The sequence below is a fragment of the Rhizobium sp. BK008 genome, assembly GCF_014197345.1.
Taxonomy (GTDB): Bacteria; Pseudomonadota; Alphaproteobacteria; order Rhizobiales; family Rhizobiaceae; genus Rhizobium; species Rhizobium anhuiense.
In genome coordinates this window covers 37,661-57,425 of record NZ_JACIFK010000009.1, presented here as the reverse complement: position 1 = coordinate 57,425, position 19,765 = coordinate 37,661, and the positions used below count along the sequence as shown (strand labels likewise).

At 60.7% G+C, this 19,765-nt stretch carries 20 protein-coding genes; 14 read left to right on the top strand and 6 right to left on the bottom strand.

Annotation, left to right across the window (positions count from 1 at the left end; all coding sequences use genetic code 11):
- Window positions 1-3 precede the first annotated feature (3 nt).
- From FHT69_RS28060 to FHT69_RS28000, 14 genes are all read left to right on the top strand, one after another.
- The gene (locus FHT69_RS28060) at window positions 4-1,113 is read left to right on the top strand and encodes a DUF2169 domain-containing protein (RefSeq protein ID WP_183906258.1); all 1,110 of its coding nucleotides are present in this window, start codon (window positions 4-6) and stop codon (window positions 1,111-1,113) included.
- Window positions 1,110-2,777, top strand: coding sequence for a DUF4150 domain-containing protein (locus FHT69_RS28055; RefSeq protein ID WP_183906257.1), 1,668 nt, complete (start codon window positions 1,110-1,112; stop codon window positions 2,775-2,777). Before FHT69_RS28060 ends, FHT69_RS28055 begins: the two co-directional genes overlap by 4 nt.
- Complete coding sequence (locus FHT69_RS28050; RefSeq protein WP_183906332.1) at window positions 2,764-3,840, top strand: hypothetical protein; 1,077 nt, start codon at window positions 2,764-2,766, stop codon at window positions 3,838-3,840. The genes FHT69_RS28055 and FHT69_RS28050 overlap by 14 nt, the downstream gene beginning before the upstream one ends.
- Before the next feature lie 57 nt (window positions 3,841-3,897).
- Window positions 3,898-5,397 (top strand): DUF4150 domain-containing protein, encoded by a 1,500-nt coding sequence (locus FHT69_RS34380; protein WP_246780765.1) that lies wholly within the window; start codon window positions 3,898-3,900, stop codon window positions 5,395-5,397.
- A 10-nt stretch (window positions 5,398-5,407) separates the two neighbouring features.
- Window positions 5,408-6,553: a hypothetical protein gene (locus FHT69_RS33980; protein WP_088930329.1), complete on the top strand. Its 1,146-nt coding sequence runs from the start codon at window positions 5,408-5,410 to the stop codon at window positions 6,551-6,553.
- Window positions 6,550-6,786: a hypothetical protein gene (locus FHT69_RS28035; RefSeq protein WP_183906331.1), complete on the top strand. Its 237-nt coding sequence runs from the start codon at window positions 6,550-6,552 to the stop codon at window positions 6,784-6,786. The genes FHT69_RS33980 and FHT69_RS28035 overlap by 4 nt, the downstream gene beginning before the upstream one ends.
- The gene (locus FHT69_RS34375) at window positions 6,743-7,144 is read left to right on the top strand and encodes a GAD-like domain-containing protein (RefSeq protein WP_246780764.1); all 402 of its coding nucleotides are present in this window, start codon (window positions 6,743-6,745) and stop codon (window positions 7,142-7,144) included. Before FHT69_RS28035 ends, FHT69_RS34375 begins: the two co-directional genes overlap by 44 nt.
- A gap of 1 nt (window position 7,145) precedes the next feature.
- Entirely contained in the window at window positions 7,146-7,490 is a 345-nt protein-coding gene (locus tag FHT69_RS34370) for a DUF1851 domain-containing protein (protein ID WP_246780763.1), read from the top strand.
- Entirely contained in the window at window positions 7,487-8,665 is a 1,179-nt protein-coding gene (locus FHT69_RS28025) for a hypothetical protein (protein WP_183906256.1), read from the top strand. Before FHT69_RS34370 ends, FHT69_RS28025 begins: the two co-directional genes overlap by 4 nt.
- Before the next feature lie 201 nt (window positions 8,666-8,866).
- The gene (locus tag FHT69_RS28020) at window positions 8,867-9,934 is read left to right on the top strand and encodes an ABC transporter substrate-binding protein (protein WP_183906255.1); all 1,068 of its coding nucleotides are present in this window, start codon (window positions 8,867-8,869) and stop codon (window positions 9,932-9,934) included.
- Window positions 9,915-10,997 carry an iron ABC transporter permease gene (locus FHT69_RS28015; RefSeq protein ID WP_210304360.1) on the top strand — a complete coding sequence of 361 codons (1,083 nt, stop codon included), beginning with the start codon at window positions 9,915-9,917 and terminating at the stop codon, window positions 10,995-10,997. The genes FHT69_RS28020 and FHT69_RS28015 overlap by 20 nt, the downstream gene beginning before the upstream one ends.
- A complete protein-coding gene (locus FHT69_RS28010) occupies window positions 10,990-11,748 on the top strand; it encodes an ABC transporter ATP-binding protein (RefSeq protein ID WP_082849677.1) in 759 nt (252 codons plus the stop codon). The genes FHT69_RS28015 and FHT69_RS28010 overlap by 8 nt, the downstream gene beginning before the upstream one ends.
- Window positions 11,741-13,039 (top strand): DUF4350 domain-containing protein, encoded by a 1,299-nt coding sequence (locus FHT69_RS28005; RefSeq protein ID WP_183906254.1) that lies wholly within the window; start codon window positions 11,741-11,743, stop codon window positions 13,037-13,039. The genes FHT69_RS28010 and FHT69_RS28005 overlap by 8 nt, the downstream gene beginning before the upstream one ends.
- A 311-nt stretch (window positions 13,040-13,350) precedes the next feature.
- Window positions 13,351-13,923, top strand: a complete 573-nt coding sequence (locus tag FHT69_RS28000; protein WP_183906253.1) for a methyl-accepting chemotaxis protein — start codon at window positions 13,351-13,353, stop codon at window positions 13,921-13,923.
- A gap of 117 nt (window positions 13,924-14,040) precedes the next feature.
- Here the strand turns inward: FHT69_RS28000 and FHT69_RS27995 are convergent, their stop codons facing one another.
- Genes FHT69_RS27995 through FHT69_RS27970 form a run of 6 tightly spaced genes read right to left on the bottom strand, consistent with a single transcriptional unit; the run spans window position 14,041 to window position 19,761 of the window.
- Window positions 14,041-15,486 carry an aldehyde dehydrogenase gene (locus FHT69_RS27995; protein WP_183906252.1) on the bottom strand — a complete coding sequence of 482 codons (1,446 nt, stop codon included), beginning with the start codon at window positions 15,484-15,486 and terminating at the stop codon, window positions 14,041-14,043.
- Window positions 15,487-15,509: 23 nt separating this feature from the next.
- On the bottom strand, window positions 15,510-16,295 hold the full coding sequence (locus FHT69_RS27990) for a coniferyl-alcohol dehydrogenase (RefSeq protein WP_183906251.1): 786 nt from the start codon (window positions 16,293-16,295) through the stop codon (window positions 15,510-15,512).
- Between the two features lie 40 nt (window positions 16,296-16,335).
- Entirely contained in the window at window positions 16,336-17,373 is a 1,038-nt protein-coding gene (locus FHT69_RS27985) for a branched-chain amino acid ABC transporter permease (protein WP_183906250.1), read from the bottom strand.
- Window positions 17,370-18,284 carry a branched-chain amino acid ABC transporter permease gene (locus tag FHT69_RS27980; protein WP_183906249.1) on the bottom strand — a complete coding sequence of 305 codons (915 nt, stop codon included), beginning with the start codon at window positions 18,282-18,284 and terminating at the stop codon, window positions 17,370-17,372. The genes FHT69_RS27985 and FHT69_RS27980 overlap by 4 nt, the downstream gene beginning before the upstream one ends.
- Window positions 18,281-19,009, bottom strand: a complete 729-nt coding sequence (locus FHT69_RS27975; protein ID WP_183906248.1) for an ABC transporter ATP-binding protein — start codon at window positions 19,007-19,009, stop codon at window positions 18,281-18,283. Before FHT69_RS27975 ends, FHT69_RS27980 begins: the two co-directional genes overlap by 4 nt.
- Window positions 19,006-19,761 (bottom strand): ABC transporter ATP-binding protein, encoded by a 756-nt coding sequence (locus tag FHT69_RS27970; protein ID WP_183906247.1) that lies wholly within the window; start codon window positions 19,759-19,761, stop codon window positions 19,006-19,008. Before FHT69_RS27970 ends, FHT69_RS27975 begins: the two co-directional genes overlap by 4 nt.
- Window positions 19,762-19,765: the final 4 nt, after the last annotated feature.

The following is a 19,765-nucleotide window of genomic DNA, read 5'->3' as shown; positions in this document are numbered from 1 at the left end:
CGCTTGGAACTGATCAACCGGCTTCCCTTTCCGGCTATGGCCTTTCGGCAGTTCGATGCGAACGGGGACTTGGATTGTGTCGTGTCGGTTCGTGGCACGTTCGAACATGTTCAAAACGACAGATTGCGGTTACGTCGCGAGCAGGAAGACTTCCAATGGGAGGACGCCTATGAAGGTGATCCCCATGCCGGCCCTCTCCTGCGTCAGACCGATCTCACACCAGAGAAGGTCGGCACCGACATCACTTTCCTCGGCAATGCCTATGCGCCGGGCAGCACTCCAGCATCGTCATGGCAGGTCGGTCTGCGCGTCGGACAGCTCTCCAAAAGGCTTGAAGTCCATGGCGCGCGCTTCTGGCGCCCCGTCATCAAGGAAAAATGGGCCGGCTTTTCGGCAAGGGAAGCCAAGCGGGTGCTGGCGGATTGGCATCTGAGCGAAGCAGAACCGGCATCTTCGGTGCCGATCTGCTGGAGCAAGGCTTATGGCGGTCAAATTCCCGGTACGGGCGACCCGGAAACCGAAACACCCGCCGATGTCGAAGCGCGCAATCCGCTCGGCTGCGGCATCGTCAATCTCGACATGCCGTGGGATCATGCCCCTGTCGCTGCACCGCAAATCACGTTGCCGGGACAGACGCTGAACTGGCGCGCGCCGACCGAGCCCCAGGGACTGGGTCTGGTATCGCCCTGGTGGCGGTTCCGCCAGCAACATGCCGGCACCTATGACGATGTCTGGCTCAATGAGCGCCACCCGCTTCTGCCTAGGGATTTCGACGCACGCTTCTGGCAAAGCGCTCATCCGGATCTCGTTGCGGCCCCCTATCTGACCGGGGACGAAGACTACCAATTGGATCATCTCCACCCTAGCTTCGCCCAAGCCGCAGGGCGACTGCCGGGGATCACGCTGGGCGTCCGATGTGTCGGCCAGGAGCGCGATGAGTGGTATCTGCTCTCGCTGGACGGCGTGCATTTCGACTGGCGGAACGACAATCGAGTGATGCTGACCTGGCGGACGCGCTTTCCGCTTCAGGAGGCAGGCCAAACATCGCTTACGTTGACGCGGGTTCAAGTCAAAGCGGCGGCTGATGCTCATCCCGACGGAGCAGCGGCATGAGCATCCCGCGCGACAACTATGTCGGCGAGCCCGACTACCCCACGCCCTGGACGACGAAGCAGCCGCGCGAAGGGCTCCGCGATATCGATGAGGCACGGATCGTTTCGCTGTCGCCGGATGTATGCCTGACGCCGATAGGTTCTTCGGTCGTTCCCATACCATACCCGATCGTCGACTATTGTGGGCACGACAAGGGCTATACGCCATCCGTCCGCTTCACTGGCAAGAAAGCCATGGTCATGCGCTCCTGCACCACGCATGTCCATGGCGACGCTCCGGGCAATCGCAAGGGCGTTAAGTCAGGCGCGGTGGAAGACATCTGCGAGCCGATCGAGCATGCGGATCAGGTTCGAGCCGAGGGATCTCATGTCATCCGCCATCTTGACCGCTTCTGGATGAACAATCGCAATACGCAGGGCGAGGCGAATTTTGTGCGTGGTACCGAGACATTCGCACCGCCTGAAGACGATGATCCCATTCCCGGCTCACTGCGCTGGAAGGGTAGTGACGAAGGCAAGGTCGTGAGCGACGCGTCACCCGAACCGCTGATAATGGGGGCTCAATACGCGGATGCTGGGAGCGCTCTTCGCAAGGTAGCGCCGCAGCAATCGGCAGGAAATGCGCAACCGGCAACCCAGCCCAAGCCGCTGCCGCAGCCACAGCGGCCGCAAACGACCCGACCTTTTCCTCCCGCCGCGAATGACAACGTTTATCAGCGCCGCGGAACCTTCGGACGCCCTTTGCCGACAGGAGCGGGCCGGGTGCTCGGTTTGCTCGGCCTTGCGCAAGCCGGCTACCAACTCGGCGACATGGCGGGACGATGGTATGTCGGACCGGATGGTGTCATGGCTCGGGCGATCGGCGACCATTTGCGCGGGCAAGTCCCTATTACGTCGCCGCAAGCGCAGGAAATCAGCAATTTGCCCTGGCATATGCGGGAATGGTTTTCCGGGAATGCGACCATCCTCAATGCCAATGACATTCTGTCGTTGAAGGCCGGTGTGCCGCTCGATTTTCGCACGATGGACCCCGATGATCTCGCCGACCTGCTCGAGGCGCCGTGGCCCAGCGCCGAGCAGTTGCGGAAAAACGCAGAGCGCATCGGTGAGCGTCGGGCGCCTGCAGCACTGCCCGTGCCGGAAAACGTCCGCGTGGAGCAGGAGCGTGAAAAGCGAAGATGCCGGATCGACACCTACGAAAAGATGGAGCCGATCTGCAAGAGCATCGGCATGCAGGCCCATCATATCGTACCTGATTGGACCTTGCGCTATGGCACCCGCAAGGAAGCGATCGTCGGTGAAAAACGAATTCCGAATATGCCCGGTTTCTGGCAGGGGCAAAGCATGTGCGTCGTCGGGCAGGCAAGGACGCAGAGAACCGAACATAACGATGCTCATCTGGCCGATGGGGCGATCGAGGCGCTCGGTAGAAATTCCAATCCGCCGTTCACCGCAACTTTGGATGATGTTAAGGATGCCTCTATTGACGCGATGACGTCCGTCCGGCCGGATTGTGCCGCGCAGATCATCGCTGCAGTCAATGGCGAGTTCGCCGGGAGAGACCCCAACCAACTATTGCGAGCCAAACAGTATCCGCCTTTGCCCAGCGACACGCTCAATGCGTTGCAGACGGGTGCCAAGAGAGGTGCAAATGCAAGACCTTAAGAGTGCGAGCAGCATGATAGAATTCACTCGCGCCTGTGCCCGCTCCGATGATGTCGTCGTGATCAATGCCGTCATGACAGGATCTGACGTCTATGCTCCAGAATCCCGCATCTTTCGCTTCGAACACGACGCCCGGATCGGAGAACAATGGTATTACGACGACTTCGATTTCCATATGCAGGACATCACCTTATTCAGCAATCCGGAAATCGACGCTACGACCGACTATCTCACCTATCTGTCTTCTGAGGGGGATGTTTATCACGCTTGGTGGAAAGGAAACTTTCGCGAAAAGATCCCGGGCGCGGGAACCTGGGTGGCAGACGCTAAAGGACATGGACGAATGTCAGCAATTACCCAGGTCGGAGGCAAACTTTATGCATGCGGACAGGGTGGGCAAATCTATCGGCGACACGGTCGGGACAGTTGGAGCCTTCTGACTGATAGATTGCTGTTCGACATGGCCAGCTATCAGAAGAAAAAAGAAGGAAGGCCTCGCACAGATGATCCGGACTACCTTTCCTGGCTGAGGGACTTTCAGAAGCAAGCGCCCAAAAACATTTCTTTGAACGCTATCAAAGGCTTTTCGGAGGATGCGATATATCTATGCGGATCAGAGGGGCCCCGGCCCGTCCTCTATTTCTGGGACGGTTCGGAGCTGCATGAGCTGAAGGTCTATCTTGAGGAAGCAGCGCTGACGGGCATCCACATTGAGCACGTGGATAGCGTCTGGATCTGCGGACGGGAGGGCGTGCTGCTGCACGGCAGCTATGCACGCGGGTTCACGCCAGTCAATCTGCGTCAACAGCTCAATCTTTTTCATATGATTACGCCCTATCGAGGCAAGCTGATATTGCCGTCGAGCGTTCGCCCGGGCGGCCTGTTCGAACTCGCGCCCGGCACGTCCGATCTGCGCCGGTTTTCCCCCGCTCTCCCTAAGCTGCGCGGTGAATACATTTTCTATGCGGGGGCTGTCGGTGATGTTCTTTGGGTTGTCGGTCAGAAGGATATTTTCCGCTTCGATGGGAATGAGTGGGAGCGGATTGAGCATCCTGATCTTTAGAACAAGGCATCTGTTGCCCACCGGTGTGGCTGATGCTCGTCCCGATGGAGCAGCGGCATGAGCATCCCGCGCGACAATTATGTTGGCGAGCCCGACTATCCCACGCCCTGGACGACGAAGCAGCCGCGCGAAGGTTTGCGTGATCTTGACGAGGCAAAGATCGTCTCGCTATCGCCGGATGTATGCCTGACGCCGGTCGGCTCCTCGGTTGTTTCCATCCCGTACCCGATCGTCGACTATTGCGGGCACGACAAAGACTACACGCCATCTGTCCGCTTTACCGGCAAGAAGGCAATGGCCCTGCGGTCCTGTACGACCCACGTCCACGGCGATGCACCGGGAACGAAAAAGGGATTCAAATCCGGTACTGTGGGAAATGTCTGCGAGCCGATCGGGCATGCCGACCAGGTGCGCGCCGAGGGTTCTCACGTCATCCGGCATCTCGACCGCTTCTGGATGAACAATCGGAATACCCAGGGCGAAGCGATCTTCGTGCGTGGGACTGAGACCTATGATCCGCCTGCGGATGACGATCCTATAATGGGATCATTGGCAGCCCAGAAGCCGATACAGCTTGCGTTTGATGCCACTTCCCCTGAAGGGCAGAGGTTGTTACGTGAATTCATGGCGCGGCAGGCAGAGCAAGGCGCGACACAGCCTAAAAGCGGTTCCTCGCTTGGACGCAAAGGTAATTTTGGCCGTCCCATTCCGGGCGGTGGATTAGCTGGAGCCGCAATTGCTCTCGGAGAGATACAAAATCAATATTACGCTGGCAGCAGACTTTGGCGCTTGCGAAATAGCCTTGAAGAACAAGGTACAGTGGTCGATCCGAGCAATCGCCGTGAACTTCAGGCGCTGTCAAATTATTCCGAAAATCTTGGTGGAACCAGCTTCATAAAGCGAAATTTCTTCGCGCCGATGACGGAGGACGAGGCTCTCAATCAACTGAAAATGGAGCTGCAAGAAGTTAGGAAACAAGAAGCGCGAGAAGCGACAGAAGCCGTCCTGAACTCTAAAAGGCTTGAAGCGGCCGTTGGTCAAGGTGTCCGGGTAGATGTCGATGAGGGTGAATGGCCATGTATTGTTGGCCCCTACAAATATGTCGAGACGATCTGCCCGGGCGAGGCGCATCATATCATTCCGGATATGGTATATCGTCTGGGCACGGCTCCGGAAACGCAGACAGAAAAAGAGTCCACCGCCGGGCGTATTCCCAATTCGCCTACCTATAATCAGGGACAGGCTATTTGCCTGTCGCCAGGCATGCACAGAACGGACGACGATGCCGTTCACAAGTCGCTCAATCCGGCTCTCGCGAGTTTGGGACAGAACTATAACCCTCAGGGAACGGCTCCGCTTGGTAAAATCAGAGATGAGGCACACAAGGCGATTGATCGGATCGAGGGGCTGCCCGAGAAATGTAAAAAAATGGCAAAGGATGCGGCGGACGCGCAAGTTAATATCAAATTTAGGCAACCTGGCCGCACTACGCTACGACCTCCCCGATTGCCGGGCGGACAAGGTGTAATCGATGTCCTAAAAGCCGGCACTTATTGAGGTAAGAAATATGAAACCGTACGATCCCCTACGCCTTGATCGAGCCCTTGCTCTGGGGAAAGACACGTTCTGCGTCGTGTTCAGCGGCAAGGATTATGAGGATATGTATTCCTACGTCCTGGTTCACGAAGGTGGGTTGGAACAGCCATGGTCCCGTTCCGACGTCCCGCGTAAGATCGATGATCTTGCCGGTAGAATTGGAGAGAATGGACGGCCGATCATCTATGCTCTCAGCGATGAAGGCGATGTTTATACGCTGCCCATGGGCAAGGACTCCTCGCATCGTAAAATAGTCGGCGCTGGCGTCTATTCCGACGATGCGACCGATCTTGGATACGTCAATTCCATCGCCCTGATTGGGGATGCGCTGTTCATAACCGGCTATCACTCGCAGCTTTATCGTCTGGTCGAGAACGACATAGCCTGGTTCCACAAGGAAAAGCTGCCGCAAGCACCAGAAACATACGATTACCTCGTTTTCGGCAATCTGAATGGCTGGACCGAGAGCGATCTCTATATGAATGTGACCTATTCGCCGACAAGCACAAACAGGGAATTAACGGACGAAGAAGAGGAGGAGATGGGGCGCCTCTACCTAGCCGGCCGAAATGAAGAGGCCGCAGCCATTCGACGAGCCTCGGAGGGCTCAAGCCGTGTCCTGGAAGGCCGTCTTTATCATTGGAACGGGCAAGAATGGCGGATCATAGTCAAACCGCGCTCGGGGAAGTATTATCCAGAGCCAGCTACGCTTTCGGACATTTTCATCGAGTCCCCAGAGAAGGTCTGGGCCGTCGGCGGTAATGGCGTCATTTTGTGCGGGAATGCCGAACATGGCTTTCGGGATGTTTCTTTCAAGGGAAACAATGAAAAGCTGCATTCGATTACGAAATTCAAGGATCGGATGGTGATAGCCTCAGACTACGCTTTGCATTGGTTCGACGGACATCTGCTGTCGCCTTTGAAACCCGTCATTGATCCGAGCATCAATCGCAACATTCCGAACCCGCTCAAAGTCCAGGCCGTCGATGATGTCTTGTATTACTTCGATTCAAAACATGGCGTTCACACCTTCGACGGTGATCGCTGGACAGATATCGAAATTCCGCCTGAGTTGCTGGAACGCGATTTCAAAGGGGTGCCGCCTAAATCTCGATGACCGACGCCCCTGACGACGACGAAGATCTCGAGGAGCTTTACGGAGCAGGGAAGCCGTCGCTTTACGCTGCAGGCATGGCGGATGACCGGTATTTTGCGCTTTTGGTCGGCGGTCCGCGCTGGGCAAAGATGGCGGCGACAAAGGATCGCCCTGACCATATCGAGCGGCTGATGAGCATCTGGAGCCAATATGTCTGCTACACCTCGGCGCCCCTTACAGGAAATACTGGATGAATTCGGACCACTTAAAGATGGTATGACGGTTTCTGCTTCGCAGGCCGTGGGCTATCGCGGGAAGCTGCCTGATGCCATGGTTGATTTCTGGGTTGAGCATGGTCGCGGGCAATGGCGCGACGGACTTTTCTGGATCTGCGATCCCGAGCCGATCATGCCTGTTCTGCATACGCTGTTTGCAGGCGATCCGGAATTCGACGTCGCGAGAATGGTGCCCTTCATGCGGGATGCATTCGGCGAAGTCAGCGTCTGGCATCCGAAATTCAAGCTGATCACGCTCAAGATGAATCTCGGCACCGTCACGACCACCGACATTACCATCCACGTCATTGAGGGCATACCCCCCCTTCGACGATGATATGGCGGTAGCTGCCGCCGTGGACGCCAGCGTTTTCGATGGTCGTGGCTGGGTGGATGCTACATCAGGCAAGCCCGTTTTCGATGCGGTGCGTCGGCGTCTCGGGCCGATCAGCGCTGATCAGGTCTACACCATGGTCCCGCATTTCCGCCTTGGCGGCGATGGCGCTGCCAAGGATTTTTCAATCGGCGGCTTCATCGAATATCTGGGCGTGCTGTCGCAGATAGGATCCTTTACGCTCGAACGCTATATCGATCCGAAGCAGGGTGGTCGAGGACCCTTTGGACATCTCGAAGCTGTTCGTACGATCGGACATGAATTTCTGATCAACAGGAACACACCATGACCGACACCGAGGCAAAGCTCTTGCGAACATTCATCGCCGACGAAAACGAAGCCTTTGCCGATCGGCGGCAGGGGAAGTTCTGGCCTGCCAATCATCATCGGATCAGGCCCTTGGCGACCAAAGCTTCCGGGCTGCTCGATCCGAACGAGCAAATCGATTTCTATTTTCATTTCATGCGCGTTGCCGGCGGAGCCCCTTCGGTCGGAGAGAAGGACATGCCGCTGCTGGTCGAGGCCTACCGGCGCATGCTGCCCTTTCTCGATCTTGGCGGCGTCATTGCGATGTCGCGGCGGCATCAACTGCTGTTCGTCTTCGGTTTCGACGATGCCGGCGTCCTGCCGAGCGGCGAGACGATCTCGGCCAAGGCGCTGAAGGCGCGCCTCAGGCTCATTGCGCAGGTCGGCAATTATACGACGATGCCCGCCCAGCGCGACAAGAAGGCAAAGTTTGTTCCCTTCGCTGATGAGGCGGTGCGCATTCTCGAAACTTTCCGGCATCTGGGCTATCGCCACGATCGGCGCTACGGCGAAGATCTCTACGACGTCACCAATCTTCGCTTCTGGGGCATGGCGTTCATCTGCCTGCTCAACAAGGCGACCCGTGCCGATCTCGTTGCCGATATGGTCGAGGGCAAATACGATCTTATGCGGCGGGTCGAGCAGCTGGCGATCCTGCACCGCTATGTCGAGGCGGTTCTGCCGGATGCGGAGGCCGACGAGGAGCGTTTTCGTTTGCTGGCGCAGCAGCTCAACGACATCGAGCTTGCGCGCCGCAATGCCACCGAATCCGTCGCTCTGGCGCAGAGGCTGGAGCTGCCGTTCAGCGACGATGAGGACTGGGAGATCCATATTGCGGTGCCACTGCGCGGCGCCGAAGGCCATCCGCTGATCGCCAAGAACGTTGTGCGATTGCATATCCGCCCGAACCCTGACTGGCAGTGGGAGCTGAACGCGCGCATCGCCGAGCGCGGAGAATTCTCGGAAAGCGAAAAGAAGAACTACCGGAACGATCTCGGTTTTCCCCTTCTTGGGCGCGGAAATCTGCATGCCTTTCCGACATGGCTGAGACAGCTGCGTGAGCAGAACGGCCTGGATTTCGACACCGGCGCTGCCGACATTCGTGTGGGCCGCAAGCGGGCGGCGGCCAAACGGATCACCCAATGGTTGGTGAACTGAACTCGCATCGATCGCGATAGTGGCAACTGCAAGGATGACCCATCGTAGCGCTTTTCAACGAGAGTGGCGGAGGGGGCTCACCGGACCCAACTTGCGCTGGACAGTCGCAAATAACATGACTATGGAGCTCATGTTATTTATCCTGCCACCTCCGGCGCTCCGAGTGCCAAGGGGCCGGAGTGCCAGTCAAAGGAGTGATCCATGTCCAGCCGTCTCAAGGCTTTTTCCGCCTTGGCAATGTCCCTGTCGTTTTTCCTGCCGGCAACGCTGCATGCCGAAAGTTCGTTAGTCGATCACCGCGGAAAAACCATCACTTTCGAGAAACCACCGGAACGGGTGGTCACGATCGTTCGCTCCGCGCCGATCATCTATCGCGCCGTGGATGAGAAGGCGGACAATATCGCCGGCATGAACAAGGATTCGCTCACGCGTTATTTCACCAAGGGCATCTATGCCGAGATGCTGCCCGAAATGGCGAAGATCAATGCCAGCGCCGCCCAGGATGGTTTCGTGCCGAATGTCGAGGCGATCCTGGCGCAGAAGCCGGACGCGGTCATTCAGTGGAACCATAGTGAAAAGCTCATTGAGCCCCTGGAGCGCGCCGGCCTCACCGTCGTCGCCTGGCGGTGCTGCACCGAGCAGGACCGGCTCGACTATATCTCGCTGACCGGCGCCATGACCGGCCGCAACGACCGCGCCCAGGCGATCCTGAAGGCGCAGGCCGACACGTTGAAGACACTCGACGGCAAGGTCGCCAAGCTCGACAAATCGGCCTTTCCCTCCGTCCTGCATATCGACAAGGTGGCCGATCAGATCCAGGTCATCGCCAACGGTTCGCAGAACCTCTCGCTCAGCGGCGTGACCAATCCGGCGGCCGACAAATCGGGTGAATGGTGGCGCACCGTCGATTTCGAACAGCTGCTGGTCTGGAACCCCGACATCATAGTCATTCCCGCCTATGCGACCGACCTCAATCCGAAGGATTTCTTCGACAACCCGGTCCTTGCCAATCTCAAGGCGGTCAAGGAGAAGCGCGTCTACAAACAGCCGGTCTTTGCCCGCACGCCCGATGCGCCGGAGATCTTCCTGACGTCTGAATGGCTGGCCGCCGTTGCTCATGGCGCCGATTTCGCGCCGGATTTTCGAAAGCAGATCCGCGACGTCTACCAGCTGATCTACGGCGCCGAACTGACGGACGATCAGTTGAAGGCGATCATTGAATCCGAAAGCAATGCGCCGGCGGACAAGTATGTCGAACTCTTCGGCTGAGCCCCGCGCCAGCGTGGCCGCGCTAGGCTTGGCAGGGCGGAAACTGGCTTCGGTTTCCGTCCTTCCCGTTCTGATCGGCCTGCTGGTCGCAACCGTGCTCTATTCGGTAACGATCGGCCGCTACGACCTGTCGGTCCGGGATGTCGCCTATATCCTGATCGACAACGTCCACCCGCTGGTCACGCCCTATTGGGATCCGGTGCAGGAGGTGGTGGTCGAGCAGGTCCGCCTACCGCGCATCATAGCGGCCGTCATCATCGGCTTCGGCCTGTCCATTTCGGGCGCGGCGCTACAGGGCCTCTTCCGCAATCCGCTGGTGGATCCCGGCATCATCGGCGTGACGTCGGGGGCCGGTTTCGGCGGGACGCTGGCGATCCTCATCGGATTGCAGGGCTATCTTCTGTTGAGCATGGCGTTCCTCTTCGGCATCGCCAGCATTTTTCTCGTCAAGCTGTTGTCGACGGTGCGCGGGCGCACGAGCATGCTGACGCTGGTTCTGGCGGGCGTCGTCATATCGGCCTTCTTTTCGGCGGCGATCTCAATTGCCAAGCTGCTGGCCGATCCCTTCCAGAAACTGCCGGCCATCACCTATTGGCTGATGGGCAGCATCGCCTCCAGCAGCTATTGGGACGTTCTTCTGATGACGGTGGCGGTGGTGCCGTCCGCCATGGCGATCTATCTCCTGCGCTTCCAGATCAACATCATGTCGCTCGGCGAGGAAAAGGCGAGGGCGCTCGGCACGAAGGTGGTGCTGGTGCAATGGATCATCCTGCTTGCGTCGGCGCTGATTTCGGCGGGCGTGGTTGCGACATCGGGCATCATCGGCTGGGTCGGCCTCGTCATCCCGCATGTCGCCCGCGCGCTCGTCGGCGCCGATCATCAACGGCTGCTGCCGGTCTCCGGCGTCATCGGCGCGATCTATCTGCTGATGGTCGACAATCTCGCGCGCACGGTGAGCACGGCCGAGATCCCGCTCGGCATCATCACCGCGCTGATCGGGGTTCCCGTTTTCGCGGTGATCCTGCGCCGCCTGCATGCCAAGGGAGGCTGGTCCAGTGATTGAGGCAAGCGATCTCACCGTCGAGCGCGGCGGCAAAACCATCCTCAGCAATTACAGCCTCAGCCTGGAGCGCGGGCGGATTCTGGCCGTGCTCGGCGCCAATGGCGTCGGCAAGACGACGCTGATCAATACGCTGATCGGCGTCATCAAGCCGAAGTCGGGGCGGCTTTCGATCGGCGGGCAGGTGGGTTTCGTGCCGCAGCTCTTCGAAGTGCCGTTTTCCTATTCCGCTCTCGATATCGTCCTGATGGGAAGGGCGCGCCACCTCGGCCTGTTCGGTTCGCCGGGCAGGAGGGATTATGAGCTGGCGCGGCACTATTTCCACATGCTCGCTATCGAACATCTCGAACCGCAGGCCTTCAATTCGTTGAGCGGCGGCCAGCGCCAGCTTGTCATGATCGCTCAGGCGTTGGCATCGGAATGTGAGCTCCTGATTCTCGACGAACCCTGCGCGGCACTCGACTACAAGAACCAGGACAAGGTTCTGTGCCTGCTCGAGCAGCTCAGGGACAGGCATGGCATGACCATCGCCTTTTCCACCCACATGCCGCAGCACGCGGTGGAGATTGCCAGCGATGTCCTGCTGATGACCAGCGGCAGCAGCTATGTCTGCGGCCCGACTGCGGATGCGCTCAGCGCCGGAAATCTGAGCGACCTCTACGACCTGCCGATCGCGCGCGCCGATTTCGATGGGCTCGCCAAACACACCTATGCGCCCGTGTTCCGGCATGAGGGAGCCCGTTTCGATGGCTGAAGCAATAAGGCCCGGAAAAGGCATCGCCTATATCCATTGGGGCAATAGCTGGCAGCTGCGCAGCTTCCAGGATTTCCGTCACTATATCGACGATCTCATCTACATCAACGATCTGCCCAGGCTCGACCTGTCGTCCTACGCCGCCGTGGTCATGCCGGATGCGATGGATGCGGCGGCACCGCAGCCGCATGCAGAGCAGCTGAACGCCTATCTCCACGGCGGCGGTTTTCTCGTCGTCTGCCTGCAGGGGCATGCCGACTGGATCGATATTCCAGGGTTGGAATGGACGCCGGGAAATTGCCGCGATTGGCTGTGGTGGACGAAGGGCGAAAGACTGGAGGTCAGCCTCTCCGAGCCGCACCACCCGATCACCGAAAGCATGCCGCTCTCGCATATGAGCTGGCACTGGGGCGGCTCCTACAATGTTCCTGAAGGCGCGCGCTCGATCCTCGAGATCGACGATGGGCGCGGCAGCCTGTTTCTCGATTTTCCCGCGCTGCCGGGCGGCGGGCGTTTGCTGCTCGCAACGCTGGACCCCCATTCGCACAACGGCCAGCGCTTCATGCCGGCGACCACGCGTTTTCTGCGCTCCTTCTATCCCTGGCTGAACCGCGAGCTCGGCATCGAGCGGCCCGCGAGAAATCGCTTCACCTATCTGCAATGCTCGCACGTCCCGTCGGAGTGGCATCCCGACGGGCTGGAGGAAAGCCTCCGGCACACCGGTTTCGAGACATTGTTCGCTCCGCTTTATCAGCTCGGTCCCGACCTTCTCGACGGCACGGATACGCTCTACATTCCAAGCAGCCATGACGAGTTCTTCCTCAAGAGCCGGGCGAACGATCTCCTGGCATTTCTGGAGCGCGGTGGAGACCTGATCATCGCGGCCGAACCGTGCCAGCCGTGGCTGCCCTTCATGGCGCCGTTCCATGCCGTGCCGCCGCGTCCCTTCGCCAACATCAAAGTCCGCCTGCGCGACGACCGCTTCGGCATCTTCTCCGATCTCGGCGACGGCTTCGACGCGTGGAAGGGAATTTTCGGCCAATATGCGCGCGGCTGGACCGACCCGCCGCCCGGAGCGATCTGGCTGACCGATATCGGCCCCGAGCACGATCCGAAGCCGGCGGACTGGATATGGCAATATCCGACCCGGACCGGCCGCGGCGGATATGTCTTCATGCACAATGGCGACAACATGACCCGCTATCCCGACCGTGGCCCGAAAAAGGAAGCGCTGCTTGCCAATATCGCCGTCGCCCTGAGAAAGCTCTCCATCGGCGAGCTTCTCTTTTAGCAGCAGTGGGGAGAAGGCACGAAAGCCGGCCTGCGCGCTGCAAGCGACCGGCCAATAGTCAAAACACGTCTATTCTGTCCGTTCTGCGCGAGAAAATACGGGGGCTGCGGGGTGCCGAAGGATTTTCTTAAACGTTGCCGCCTTGGATGGGATCGCTGTCTGTCAACGGATGATACCGGCTCGGTCACAGGCGGCAGCGGCGCAATTGTTCGGCATGCAAACGGGAATAAGACATGATCCATGGCATTTGCGCTCTGATGATTCACCACGGGTCTCATGCCCGTGGCGCGTTGCGCTAAGGTTCGGTGCGCATGGTCGAGACAACCAACAGCTCCGGACGGAATAAAGCGCATCAGGATCGAGCTGATCATCCCGACACCGGCGAGGCGGTCACGGATTTCGCAGATCAGAAAGCCAGATTCTGCGCCGAAATCGCGGCATTGGCCAATGCTGCCATGAACGGGGATCTCCGACGGCGAATGAACGCCGACTACGCGGATCCGGATCTTCGTCGTTCGGCTGTCATCCTCAATGAGCTGATTTCGTCGATCGACGGCAACCTGTCCGATTTCAACGATGCAATGGCCGCTTTTGCCCAGGGAGATCTCCGCATCAGCGTGCGGGCCAAGCACCGCGGCGCATTTGGACAATTGCAGAAGAACTTCAATCTGGCCGTGGCCACGATCCGCTCGGTGCTGGGAGAGCAAGGTTCAGAACGGTTCACGGATAAGGCGACAAAATTCGGCCGGATGCTGACCGCTTTCCGATCGAAGGGGGGTGCTTTCGGAGTGCGGATCCCCGACGAAGATGCGCAGCCAATTCCCTCGCCGCCCCACGATCTCTGGCTGAAGCTTGCCGACGCCCTGGACGACTTCTCGATCTGAACGGTCGCCGTGGCGCCGGTATGCCGACCGTTCGCCGGGCTGACCGCACCGCAATGCAATAGAGCGTCGCGTCTCCGACAGGACGCTCTATCGCTTCGCCGGTGATGCCTCTCAGCCTCAGAAAGGATAGTGCTGGGCGGAATCCTCTACCGTGATCCAGCGCAGGTCGGTGAATTCGGCGATTGCCGCCTTGCCGCCGAAGCGGCCGTAGCCGCTGCCTTTGACGCCGCCGAAGGGCATTTGCGCCTCGTCATGCAGCGTCGGGCCGTTGACGTGGCAGATGCCGGATTCGATGCGCGCCGCAACCGACATTGCCCGCTGGATGTCACGGCTGAAGACGGCGGAGGACAGGCCGTACTCGGTGTCGTTGGCGATGCGGATGGCTTCCTCCTCACCGGCAACACGAATGATCGGCTTGACCGGACCGAAGGATTCCTCCGCATAGACCCGCATCTCGGGCGTGACGTGATCGAGCAGCGTCGCCTCGACCACGGTGCCCGAACGCTTGCCGCCGGCCACGAGCTTGGCCCCCTTGGCCGTCGCGTCGGCGATCAGCTCCTCCATTTTCTTGGCTGCATCGAGGCTGATCAGCGAGCCGAGAACGACGTGGCCCCGCGGATCGCCGGCCGGTAGCTGGCTGGCGCGGGCGGCCAGTTTGGCGACGAACTGATCGGCGATCGTCTCGTCGACGATGATCCGCTCCGTCGACATGCAGATCTGCCCCTGATGCATGAAGGCGCCGAAAATGGCGGCATTGACGGCACCGTCGATATCGGCGTCGTCGAGGATGACGAGCGGCGCCTTGCCGCCGAGCTCGAGAAGGGCGGGTTTGAGATATCTGCCGCAGGTCTCGGCGATGATCTTGCCAACCTTGGTCGAGCCGGTGAAGTTCACGCGCTTGACGGCCGGATGGGCAATCAGCGCGGCGACGATCTCAGGCGCATCTTCCGGCGCGTTGGTGAGGACGTTGATGACGCCGGCGGGCAGCCCTGCTTCCGTCAGCGCGGTGGCAATCAGCCGATGCGTGCCGGGGCATTGTTCGGATGCCTTGAGGATGACGGTGTTGCCGCAGGCGATCGGCATGGCGATGGCGCGGGTGGCGAGGATGACGGGCGCGTTCCAGGGGGCAATTGCCAGGCAGACGCCGGCCGCCTGGCGAACACCCATGGCGAGCGTGCCGGGCTTGTCGGAAGGGATGATTTCGCCGGTGATCTGCGTCGTCATGGCGCCGGCCTCGCGCAGGATATTGGCGGCGAGCATGACATTGAAGCCGGCCCAGGGCGCGGTTGCGCCCGTCTCCTCGATCATCAGCCGGGTAAATTCGCCGACTTTGGAATCCATGATGTCGGCAGCCTTCATCAGGATGGCGCGGCGCTGGCCGGGGCCGGTCTTCGACCAGGCGCCGAAGGCAGCGGAGGCGGCACTGACGGCTGCGGCAACGTCGTCCAGGTCCGCCGCTGCGGCACGGGTTGCGAGCTTCTCGGTGAAGGGATCGATACGATCATAGGTCCGGCCGGTGGAGGCTGCGCGGTCGGCGCCGTTTATGAGGAGGGAAATATTCATCGGAGATCTCCTGGGAACAAGAACTAGAAGCCGAGGACTTCGGCGTTGATGGACGCTTCAAGGCCGCCGTCGACGGCAATGTTGGTGCCGTTGACCCAGCGCGCGCCATCCGAGCAGAGGAAGAGTACGGCGGGGGCGATATCGGCTGAGGTGCCGGCCCGGCCGACGCGGGTGATGTCGCTATCGACCCTGGCATCGCCGAGAACGGCGCGGAACTGTTTGAGGATCGGCGTTTCCACCGGCCCGGGGCTGACCGCATTGACCCGGATGCCGCGGTTTTTGAACAGCGGCTGATGGGCGGCGCGCATGGTCCAAAGCAGCAGCAGTTCCTTGGAGAGCGGGTAGCCCTCTTCGTCCTTGAGGCCGTGTTCGGCCACAACCGCCGCCACGTCGGGAAAGCCTTCGACTGATGTAAGTGATTTTGCCCGCTCGAGATTGGCGCGCCAGCCATAGCCGGCGATCGAGGCGACGTTGACGATGGCGCCGCCTTCGCGCAGGCGGGGTGCCACGGCTTCGGACAGGGCGCGAAGGCCGTAGAAATTGACGGCGAGCGTCGAGGCGACACCGGTGCTGCCGGAAAGGCCGGCGACATTGGCAAGCGCGTCGAGGCGCGCCGGCAACTGCGCGACGATGTCGGCAACGCCTGATGGGGTGGACAGATCGCCCTTGATGAAGGCTGCACTTCCACCCGCCGGCTCGCGCACATCGACGCCGATGACCTCGGCACCCATCTGGCCGGCCAACTCGGCCGTGCGGGCGCCGATGCCGGAAGCCACGCCGGTCACCAGGATTGTTTTACCAAAAAGCATGAACGTCACCTTTCGCAAGAGAGTCGGGACATAAGCCGGCTCATTCTTCCCATTTGATTTTATGCGGACCGGGCAATTTCAGCCGGTAGCCGACGGGCAGAAGTTGAAAATCGTAGCGGCGCTCGATTTCGCCCCAGAGGCCGCGCGGCAGGTAGAGGGAGAAAATCAGGGCAGTGGCGCCGAGGCCGATCAGGTACCAGACGCCGGCTGCGCCGAAGAAGGTCTCGATCACGAAGAACAGGATGGCGCCGAGGATGGCGCCTTCGAACTTGCCGATGCCGCCGACCAGCACCATGAAGATCATGTAGGCCGTCCACTGGACGCTGAAATAGGTCTTCGGCTGGAAGGTGGTGGCGGTTGCCAGCCACAGGCCTCCGGCGACCGCGATGCCGAAGGCGGCGAGCACGAAGAGCAGCCTCTTGGTCGCGATCACGCGCACGCCGACCGAGGTCGCCGCCTCCTCATTGTCGCGGATCGCCTGCATGGCAGCGCCCGCGCGGCTGCGCATCAGGATGAACAGCGCGCCGAGCAGGGCGGCCATGGCCGTCAGTGCGAGCCAGTAGATCGTCGCCCGCCGTGTGCCGCTGTCATAGACGTTGAGCGAAATCAGCGAGGTTCCGGTTTCTCCCTGGATCAGCCCGTCGAGGTTGACGAGCAGGTGGGCGAGTGTGGCCACCACCCACATGCCGATCGCAAACTCGCCGCCCTTCAGGCGCAGCATGAACAGCGAAAGCGGGATCGACAGGGCGCCGGTGACGATTGCGGCGGCAAAGACCGAGACGAAGGGATTGAGCCCCGCATCGGCAAGCCGGATGGTGAAATAGGCGCCGAGGCCGAAGAATACCTGCTGGCCGACCGAGACGAGCCCGCCGAACCCGGCAAGCGCATTCCACATGGCGGCAAGGATCACATAGATGAACAGGGCCGTCATCCGGTCGATCGCGCCGGCGCCGAGCACGGCGGGGGCGAATGTCAGCAGGACAAGCACCGCGGCCATGGAGCCGAGCGCCACCCGAGACGATTTCGTCCAGCGCTCTATCGATATTCCGTTGGCGGCAAAGGTTGTTTTGGAGGTCATGTCGGGCTCCGGAGACGGGCGCGCAGTTTGAGAGAGGCGCCAAATTTGTCGAGAACCGGCATGCCGAACCGGGACAGCCTGACGAAAAGCACCAGCAGGAACACGGCATGGCCGCCGATCAGGAAACCTTGCGGATGCAATTGCGCGCCGAGCGATTGGGCAAGGCCGAGAATGATGCCGCCGGCAAGCGTGCCCCACAGCGATCCCGCTCCCCCGATCACGGCCGCCTCGAAGGCGAAGAGAAGCTGCGGGCCGCCGGCATAGGGGCTGAAGGTCGCCCGCATCCCGAGAAAGGCGCCGGCGATGCCAACCGTGACCATGGTGATCGCGGTGGCGACGGCGTTGACCCTGCGGGCATCGATGCCGACCAGTCCCGCCGTATCGGGATCTTCCGCCGTGGCGCGGATGGCGCGGCCGAGAGCAAAGCGGCTCAGGAAAAACTGCAGGGCGCCGAGAATGACGACTGCCGTCACCATCATCAGGACGGCAAGCTTGCCGACGAAGATGTGGCCCGGCAATTGCCAGGAGGCATAGGACAGGTTGCCGATGAAGGGTGCCAGCGACCGTGTGTCGGCGCCGAACTGCTCGAACAGCAGGTTGTCGATGACGATCGACAGGCCGAAGGTCGTCAGAATCGGCAGCAGCGTGCCGCCGCGGGCGCTGCGTTCCAGAATGAAGCGCTGCAGCAGCCAGCCGACGGCGGCCATCACAGGCAGCACGATCAGCAGGCCGGCGAAAGGCGGAATGCTGGCTTTGGCGGCGAGCAGCCACAGGCCGTAGGCGGCTGCGACCGCCAGGCTGCCATGCGCGAGATTGATGATCCGCATGACGGAGAACATGAAGGACAGGCCGCAGGCGATGACGGCGTAGTAACCGCCGAGCAGAATGCCCTGGAGCAGGGTGTTGATCACGATGCGCTCCTTTCGCCGGTTGCCCGGTGCAATCCGAAATAGGCTTGGGTGACATGTTCGCGCGTGACGGCCGCCGCCGGCCTGTCGAGGACGATGCGTCCCTCGAGCATGCAGATGACACGGCTTGCCACGCTCATGGCGCGGGCGAGATCCTGCTCGACGAGCACGATGGTTGTTCCCGAGGTGAGCAGCGCCTGCAGCTGGGCGTAGACGCGATCGACGACCAGAGGCGAAAGTCCGAGCGAAACCTCGTCCAGGAGAAGAATATCGGGATTGCTCATCAGCGCCCGGCCGATGGCGGTCGCCTGCTGCTCCCCGCCCGAGAGGTGCCCGGTCTTGGCGTGACGGCGGGGTTTCAGGTTGGGAAAGGCGTCGAGGACGCGATCGATGCTCCACTCGCCCTTGCGGCCGGAGCTCTTTCCGAGAAGCAGGTTCTCTTCCACCGTCATCTGTGAAAACAGACGCCGGCCTTCCGGCACCAGGGCGATGCCCTTGGCGATGCGCTTGTGGGACGGAACGGAGGCTAGATCTTCATCGTCGAGAAGCACGCGGCCGGAGGACGGAAGGTGGGCGCCGGCGATCGATCTGAGCAGCGTCGTCTTGCCGGCGCCGTTCGCACCGACCAGCGCCAGCACTTCGCCCCTGGCAATATCGAAACTGACCCCGCGCACCGCCTGCAGCAGGCCGTGGCGGACGTCGAGGTCACGGATGGAGAGGTGGTTCATGCGGGTGTCCCTCCGAGATAGGCCTTGACCACCTCCGCATTGCTCATAACCATTTTCGGTTCGCCATCAGCGATGATCCTGCCGGCGTCCATGCAGATCAGCCGTTCCGCCACCTGCAGCAGGATATGAACGATATGCTCGATCCAGACGATGCCGATGCCGCGGCGGCGCAATTCGAGGATGGTTTCGACAAGCTCGCTCGCTTCGCCATCGGTCAGGCCGCCGCCGATCTCGTCGAGCAGCAATAGTCTCGGCTGCGTGGCCAGCGCGCGGGCAAGCTCCAGCCGTTTGCGATCCAGAAGGCCGAGCGTGTCGGCTTGGCGGTTGGCGACATCAAGCATGCCGCAGAGCGAAAGCGAGTCCACCACGCGCTCATAGGCCTCGTCGCGGCTTGCGGCATTGCCGTGCGATGCGGCGACGAAAACATTTTCGAAGGTCGTCATGCCGCTGAAGGGTTTGGGAATCTGATGGGTCCGGACGAGCCCGGAGCGGCAGCGTTCCGCCGCCGTCCGGTTCGTGACGTCGTTGCCGTCGAAGGTGATGCTTCCCTCACTCGGCGGGAAGGCGCCGGCGAGCACGCTGAGCAGGGTCGTCTTGCCCGCGCCGTTCGGCCCGACAATACCGATCGCCTCGCCTTCGCCCATGGAAAAATCCAGATTCTCCAGGACCACCAGCGCGCCGAACCGCTTGTGGATCCCTTTGGCCGAGAGAAAGGCTTCCCCCGGCCGTCTTTGCGCTTGCTGTCGCTGCACTTGG

What these genes read in the sequence shown, in the direction of transcription:
- FHT69_RS27995 (WP_183906252.1), bottom strand. Translation starts at nt 15,486, where the DNA reads ATGAATATTTCCCTCCTCATAAACGGCGCCGACCGCGCAGCCTCCACC.
- FHT69_RS34375 (WP_246780764.1), top strand. Translation starts at nt 6,743, where the DNA reads ATGTCTGCTACACCTCGGCGCCCCTTACAGGAAATACTGGATGAATTC.
- FHT69_RS27985 (WP_183906250.1), bottom strand. Translation starts at nt 17,373, where the DNA reads ATGACCTCCAAAACAACCTTTGCCGCCAACGGAATATCGATAGAGCGC.
- FHT69_RS28005 (WP_183906254.1), top strand. Translation starts at nt 11,741, where the DNA reads ATGGCTGAAGCAATAAGGCCCGGAAAAGGCATCGCCTATATCCATTGG.
- FHT69_RS34380 (WP_246780765.1), top strand. Translation starts at nt 3,898, where the DNA reads ATGAGCATCCCGCGCGACAATTATGTTGGCGAGCCCGACTATCCCACG.
- FHT69_RS28050 (WP_183906332.1), top strand. Translation starts at nt 2,764, where the DNA reads ATGCAAGACCTTAAGAGTGCGAGCAGCATGATAGAATTCACTCGCGCC.
- FHT69_RS28000 (WP_183906253.1), top strand. Translation starts at nt 13,351, where the DNA reads ATGGTCGAGACAACCAACAGCTCCGGACGGAATAAAGCGCATCAGGAT.
- FHT69_RS27990 (WP_183906251.1), bottom strand. Translation starts at nt 16,295, where the DNA reads ATGCTTTTTGGTAAAACAATCCTGGTGACCGGCGTGGCTTCCGGCATC.
- FHT69_RS27975 (WP_183906248.1), bottom strand. Translation starts at nt 19,009, where the DNA reads ATGAACCACCTCTCCATCCGTGACCTCGACGTCCGCCACGGCCTGCTG.
- FHT69_RS34370 (WP_246780763.1), top strand. Translation starts at nt 7,146, where the DNA reads ATGGCGGTAGCTGCCGCCGTGGACGCCAGCGTTTTCGATGGTCGTGGC.
- FHT69_RS33980 (WP_088930329.1), top strand. Translation starts at nt 5,408, where the DNA reads ATGAAACCGTACGATCCCCTACGCCTTGATCGAGCCCTTGCTCTGGGG.
- FHT69_RS28020 (WP_183906255.1), top strand. Translation starts at nt 8,867, where the DNA reads ATGTCCAGCCGTCTCAAGGCTTTTTCCGCCTTGGCAATGTCCCTGTCG.
- FHT69_RS28025 (WP_183906256.1), top strand. Translation starts at nt 7,487, where the DNA reads ATGACCGACACCGAGGCAAAGCTCTTGCGAACATTCATCGCCGACGAA.
- FHT69_RS28055 (WP_183906257.1), top strand. Translation starts at nt 1,110, where the DNA reads ATGAGCATCCCGCGCGACAACTATGTCGGCGAGCCCGACTACCCCACG.
- FHT69_RS28015 (WP_210304360.1), top strand. Translation starts at nt 9,915, where the DNA reads ATGTCGAACTCTTCGGCTGAGCCCCGCGCCAGCGTGGCCGCGCTAGGC.
- FHT69_RS28035 (WP_183906331.1), top strand. Translation starts at nt 6,550, where the DNA reads ATGACCGACGCCCCTGACGACGACGAAGATCTCGAGGAGCTTTACGGA.